5 protein-coding genes are annotated in these 5708 nt (G+C 60.0%); all 5 read right to left on the reverse strand.

Annotated elements, in window-relative coordinates; translation table 11 throughout:
- Positions 1–119: 119 nt before the first annotated feature.
- Complete coding sequence (locus BMY98_RS24395) at positions 120–1856, reverse strand: flagellar hook protein FlgE (protein WP_074893055.1); 1737 nt, start codon at positions 1854–1856, stop codon at positions 120–122.
- A gap of 256 nt (positions 1857–2112) precedes the next feature.
- Positions 2113–3447 carry a flagellar hook protein FlgE gene (gene flgE / locus BMY98_RS24400; RefSeq protein ID WP_074893057.1) on the reverse strand — a complete coding sequence of 445 codons (1335 nt, stop codon included), beginning with the start codon at positions 3445–3447 and terminating at the stop codon, positions 2113–2115.
- 29 nt (positions 3448–3476) lie between these two features.
- Positions 3477–4202, reverse strand: coding sequence for a flagellar hook assembly protein FlgD (locus BMY98_RS24405; RefSeq protein ID WP_074893059.1), 726 nt, complete (start codon positions 4200–4202; stop codon positions 3477–3479).
- A 15-nt stretch (positions 4203–4217) separates the two neighbouring features.
- Positions 4218–4661 (reverse strand): flagellar basal body rod protein FlgC, encoded by a 444-nt coding sequence (gene flgC, locus BMY98_RS24410; protein ID WP_074893061.1) that lies wholly within the window; start codon positions 4659–4661, stop codon positions 4218–4220.
- 3 nt (positions 4662–4664) lie between these two features.
- Complete coding sequence (gene flgB / locus BMY98_RS24415; RefSeq protein WP_074893064.1) at positions 4665–5072, reverse strand: flagellar basal body rod protein FlgB; 408 nt, start codon at positions 5070–5072, stop codon at positions 4665–4667.
- Positions 5073–5708 lie beyond the last annotated feature (636 nt).

A 5708-nucleotide genomic window follows, 5' to 3' on the forward strand; every position in this document is an offset into this window, starting at 1 on the left:
ATCCACTGTAGGAGCGCGCTTGCCCGCGAAGGCGGCCTATCTGTGACAGATCCATCGCCTGACACACCGCCTTCCCCGCTAAAGCCGGTCACACATTCGCGTCCACGCTAAATCCCGGATCAGGTCGCGCGTATCAGCGTCTGCATCAGTTCCGCCTCCGTCGACAGGGTTTTCGAGTTGGCCTGATACGCCGTCTGCGCCTGGATCAGCTCGACCAGCTCATTGGTCAACGTGACGTTGGAGCCCTCCAGCGAGTGCCCGATAACGCTGCCCAAGGTGCCGACGCCCGGGGTTTCATAATTGGCGACGCCGGAGGCCAGGGTTTCGACCCAGCGCGTGTCGCTCACCGGCTGCAGCCCTTGATTGTTGGCGAAGCTGGCGAGCATGACCTGACCCACGTTGCGGTGCAGGCCATTGCTGAAGCCGATCATCAGCATGCCGCTCTTGTCGATCGTCAATTGGGTGGCCTGCCCTGCCGCATGGCCGTCGATGACGATGTTGCTGCTGCCGGTGGCGGCGTTGTGCTGAGTGGTCTTGTTGAAGTCCATGACAATCCCGTCGGCATTTCCCACCGCGCCATTCGCACCCCACCGCCCGCCCGGCTTGTTGCCGTCCAGCGGTTTGGCCGGCACCCAGCCTTCGAGGGTCAGGGTGTTGTTGGCGGCGGTCAGCCACTGACTGCCGATCAGCGATTGCAACGAGCCGCCTGAGTCAAACAGCATGCTCGCCGTCGACGGCGCCGTGCTGGTCGGATCCTGCGGGTTGCGCCCGTCAATCAGCGTATGCATCTTCCAGCTGTTGCTGCCGTCTTTGACAAAGTACTGGGTCATCTCGTGGCGCATGCCCAGGCTGTCGAAAACGCCGTAGGTGGACGCCTTGGTGAAGGTGGTGATGTCAGACGGATTGAAGCTCGGTACCGGCCGCGGCATAAGCGGATCGGCCGGGTCCAGCACGGGCAGACCGCTATCGACCAGCGGCAGTGAGATCGGTCCTGGAGACGGCGCGGGGCTGGCGGTCCAGGTGCCGTTGACGTTGATCGCCGGGCGCCAGGTCTGCAGCTCCAACTCGGTGTCGGAAATTATCTTGACCGCCGCCGTCGGGCCGGTGAGTGAAAGCTTGCCGGCCGCAGACACCTGCAAACCGATCTCCAGCGGCGCGTTGCTGGTGGGATCCAGCGGATTGACGCCGTCGACGAGAATGTACGACGTCCAGTTATTGTCGTCGGTCTTGACGAAGTACTGCTTGAGCTCGTGATCCTGTGGCGGAACGCCGGCGTCCTGAATGACCCGCCCGGTTACCCGAGTGAAGGTGGTCGGGTCGCCAGGATCAAATCGCGGGATGGCGCCGAGTGACGCCGACGCCGCGTTCAGGTTGAAGGTCTGCTCCATTTTGGCGGTGGCCTTGGGCGACATGCCCGCGGAGTCAATTTTCAAATCCGTGCGAACGCCGCTGATCACTTTCCCGTCGTCGGTAATCCCATAACCCTGCAAGCGACTGCCATGGGCGTCGACGACAAAATTCTGCGCATCCTTGATGAATGCCCCTGACCGGCCGTAACTGATGGAACCGGCGTCACTCATGACAAAGAAACCGTTGCCCTGAATGCGCATGTCGAGGGCCCGCCCCTCGCTGGTGATGACCCCGCCGGGCGCGAAGTTCTGCGAGACGTTGGCCACTTGCACCCCATCCCCTGAGGCTGTGCGGCTGCCGCCGAGCATGGATGAGGAATAGACCGCCGAGAATTCGGCGCGAGAGGATTTGAAACCGGACGTGTGGACGTTGGCGATGTTGTTGCCGGCCACTTCCATGCGTTTGTGCGCCGCGTGCAAACCTGAAACCGCTGTGTTGAATGACATGAACACTCCCTGAGTCGTTGCTAAACGACACGCTCGTCAATGCATCGAAGTTCGCGGGCAAAGGAATGCAATCGAACGGCCCCGTAAACGGCGCCGCGCAATGGCATTTATTTGTCAGCGGACTTGATTCTCGCAAAGACGAAAGTAGGAAGTTTCCAGTTGTAGAGTGGGATGGCTCTCGATATTTCAGTCAAAAAAAAGCCATAAAAAAAGCCCCTCTGAGAGGGGCTTCGTTGACCGTGTCCAGCGACCGTTATCAGGTCATCTGAATGGTGGTCTGCATGATGGTGCTTTGTGTCGAAATGGTCTTGGCGTTCGCCTGGTAGTTGCTTTGCGCCTTGATCAGGTTGACCAGCTCGCCGGTCAGGTCGACGTTGGATTCTTCCAGCGCCTGCCCGGTCAGGTAACCCAGCGTACCCGACTGCGGCGCGCCGGTGACCGGAATGCCCGATGCCGACGATTCGCGCCAGGCGGTGCCGCCTGCCGGGGACAGGCCCTGGACGTTGGCGAAGTTGGTCAGCGACACCTGACCGATGACCTTCGACTGACCGTTGGTGTAGGTCGCGAACATGTTGCCGGTGGCGTCGATGTTCATCGCCGTGATCTGGCCGGTGGCGTAGCCGTCCTGGGTCTTGTTGATTGCACCCGACACCGCGTTGGTCTGGGTGGTCGCCAGCATGTTGAGCTTGATCCCGCCCGCGTTGGCAGCCGCGCCGTTACTCGCCCAGGTGATGGTGCTGCCAACGGTAGTCTTGGCAGCCGGCACCCAGTTATTGAGGGAGAAAACACCATCCGTGCCAATGCTCACGTTTGGCGAATTGGTGGTATCCGGGCTACCGGTGCCGCTGGTGATCAAACCACCCGACGAATCGAAGGTCACGGCTGTGGCGTCAGGCTTGGTGGACGTTGGATCGTTGATGCTGCGGCCATCCACCAGGCTGTACATGGTCCAGGTATTGGTGCCCGTCTTCGCGAAATACTGGTCGAGGGTGTGCTGGTTACCCTGACTGTCGTACATAGGCGTGCTGTAGGTCGTGGTGTAGCTGCTGGTGTCCGACGGCGAGAACGTCGCAACGGTCGGGACGGTGGACGAAGAGTTCAGGTTGGAGGCGACGGTGATCAAACTGGTGCTTTTCGGCGCCAGGTTTGAGGAGTCGACACGCAGGTTGCTCAGCACGCCCGTGGCGACATTGCCCTGACCGTCAACGCTGTAGCCCTGGAGATTGTTGCCCGCCTCGTTGACGATGTAGCCATCGGAATCGGTGTGAAATGCGCCGGCGCGGGTGTAAAGCTTCTCGCCGTTGTTGCTCATCATGAAGAAGCCGTTGCCGTTGATCGCCAGATCCAGGCTGCGCCCGGTACCGGTGTTCAGCGTGCCCTGGGTGAACTGCTGTGAAACGGCGGCGGTGTAAACGCCGCTACCGGTATTGGAAGTGCCGGAGGTGCCGCGAATTGACTGGGCGTACTGGTCTGCAAACTCCGCACGGGAAGATTTGAAACCGGTGGTCGCGACGTTGGCAATGTTGTTGCCGGTGACGTCGAGACTTTTGTTTGCCGCGTAGAGCCCACTAAGACCAACATTGAAAGACATGATTTAACTCCTGCGCCGTCTAGTCGGCTCTAAATTCCGATTTGCTTGATTTTTGCCAGTGCCACCTGGGTGCCGCCGGCGAGGTTCAACGTCATGTCAGAGCCCGTTGTGCCCATGGTTACGCTGTTCACTGTCGCCGGCAGGTAGGTGCTCAGCTGAGTGCCCTTACCGTCCAGCTTGCCGTTGGCGACGAAGCTGTAGTTGCCCGCTGCCACCGCTGCGCCGCTGTCGTCTTTGCCATCCCAACTGAAGGACGTGGTGCCTGCCGCCTGAGTCCCCAGGTCGATGGTGCGCACGACGTTGGTACCGGTGCTGTCGTAGATCTTCACCGTGGTGTCGGCGCTGGACGATGGCAACACCACCGAACCTGTCATCGCCTTGCTGGTGTCGACGTAGGTCGAACCCGCGTCCACGGTCACCGAGCGGCCGACCAGCGAAGAAGCCTGCAACGCCTGGGACGACTGATACATGGTGCTGATCGAGTCAACCGAGGTGCTCAGGTTCTGCATGGTTTCCAGGCTGCTGAACTGGGCCAGCTGCGCCACGAACTCGCTGTTGTCCTGAGGATCCAGCGGGTTCTGGTTCTGCATCTGCGTGACCAGCAACTGCAGGAACGAATCCTTGCCCAGGGAACTTGAGCCGGTGAGGCTGCTGGTGCTGGTGCTGGATTTGGTGCTAGTGCCTGTGGTCCCGGGGGTCGTGGTTTGCAGCCCTTTGAGGAACGACGAGGTAGCGTCTGTGTTTGAGACCGTCATGGATTTCGCCCTTTATCACTGACCCAGGGTCAGGACCTTCTGCATCATTGTTTTCGCGGTGTTCATGATTTCCGCATTGGTCTGGAACGAACGGCTGGCCGAGATCATGTCGGCCATCTCGTTGACGACGTTGACGTTCGGGTAATACACGTAGCCGTTCTTGTCGGCTGACGGGTGATTTGGCTCGTAACGTGCTTCGAGGTTGGAGGCGTCTTCGATGATGCCGGAAACCTGTACACCGGTGCCGGCCTGGCCCTGGTCTTCGAACAGCGATGCGCTGCCGCCGGCTTCCTGGCCCTGGAAGACCGTGGCGAACACCGGATGGCGGGCGCGGTAGGTCTTGTCCATGCTGGAGGACACGGTTTCGGCGTTGGCGATGTTGCTGGCCACGGTGTTGAGGCGGGTGTTCTGGGCACTCATGCCGCTACCGGCAATATTGAAAACACTGGACAGGGACATGGATTACTCTCCGCGCAGGGCTGCAACCAGCCCTTTGAATTTGCTGTTGAGCAAGGTGAAGCTGGCCTGAAAACCGATGGCGTTTTCGGCGTAGTTGGCATTTTCGACTTGGGAGTCGACGGTGTTCTGATCCAGCGACGGCTGCGACGGGGTGCGGTAGAGCAGGCTGGCTTCGCCATCGCTCATGCCTTCGGCTTCGATGTGACGGTTGTTGGTCATGTCGAGGGCGAAGTGGCCGTTTTTGCTTTTGTCGCTTTCGGCGGCCAGGACTTTGGAGAAGTCGAGGTCACGCGCCTTGTAGTTGGGGGTGTCGGCGTTGGTGATGTTGTTGGCCAGCACTTCGGCACGCTGGGCGCGGAAGTTGAGTGCTTTTTCGTGGATGCCGAGGGCGTTTTCAAAACTGATGCTCATGTCGGGACCTTTGAGGGCTGACCAGATGTACGTGCAGGAGTTATAGCAAGGTGTGTGCCACTTTCTGAAAGCACGGGTTTACGGGGGCTGCAGGGGTGTTGGTGAGGAGGGATGACAGAAAAGCGGCAAGGGATTTCCGCTCATTGGGAGGAAAGCGGCAAGAGCGGTGCCGTTTTTTTGCCGTATTGCGCGTCAGCGTCAGCGCGGAAGATCAAGATCAACAGCGTCTGCCTAGGGGCAGACTGTTTCGCCTTCGGCGAGTTACTTGGAAAAGCACCCCAAGTAACCAAAGGTGCTTGCTCCTGGTTAGGTCCCTCCTCCGTCGGGATACCCTCACTCCGACGACGCTCCGTGGGCCCGCGCCGAACGGACATCCATGTCCTGACGGCGCTCTCGCGGCATCCATGCCGCTCGACCCACTCCGCGTCGTCTGCGTTCGGCCTGCACCAAAGTCGCGTTTTGTGGTGTTTGGACTACCGCGTAGAAGATCAAGAGCGAAAGCAAAGCAAAGCAAAGCAAAGCAAAAGCTTCCCGGCTAAAGCCGGTCCCACTAACGCACCGCATGCATTCAGCTGCTGATCGTTCCCACGCTCCGCGTGGGAATGCATCCCGTGACGCTCCGCGTCACTTATCTCG

This window comes from Pseudomonas graminis (assembly GCF_900111735.1).
Taxonomy (GTDB): domain Bacteria; phylum Pseudomonadota; class Gammaproteobacteria; order Pseudomonadales; family Pseudomonadaceae; genus Aquipseudomonas; species Aquipseudomonas graminis.

Coding starts and splice junctions, on each gene's coding strand:
- BMY98_RS24395 (WP_074893055.1), bottom strand. CDS start 1,856: ATGTCATTCAACACAGCGGTTTCAGGTTTGCACGCGGCGCACAAACGC.
- flgB (WP_074893064.1), bottom strand. CDS start 5,072: ATGAGCATCAGTTTTGAAAACGCCCTCGGCATCCACGAAAAAGCACTC.
- flgC (WP_074893061.1), bottom strand. CDS start 4,661: ATGTCCCTGTCCAGTGTTTTCAATATTGCCGGTAGCGGCATGAGTGCC.
- flgE (WP_074893057.1), bottom strand. CDS start 3,447: ATGTCTTTCAATGTTGGTCTTAGTGGGCTCTACGCGGCAAACAAAAGT.
- BMY98_RS24405 (WP_074893059.1), bottom strand. CDS start 4,202: ATGACGGTCTCAAACACAGACGCTACCTCGTCGTTCCTCAAAGGGCTG.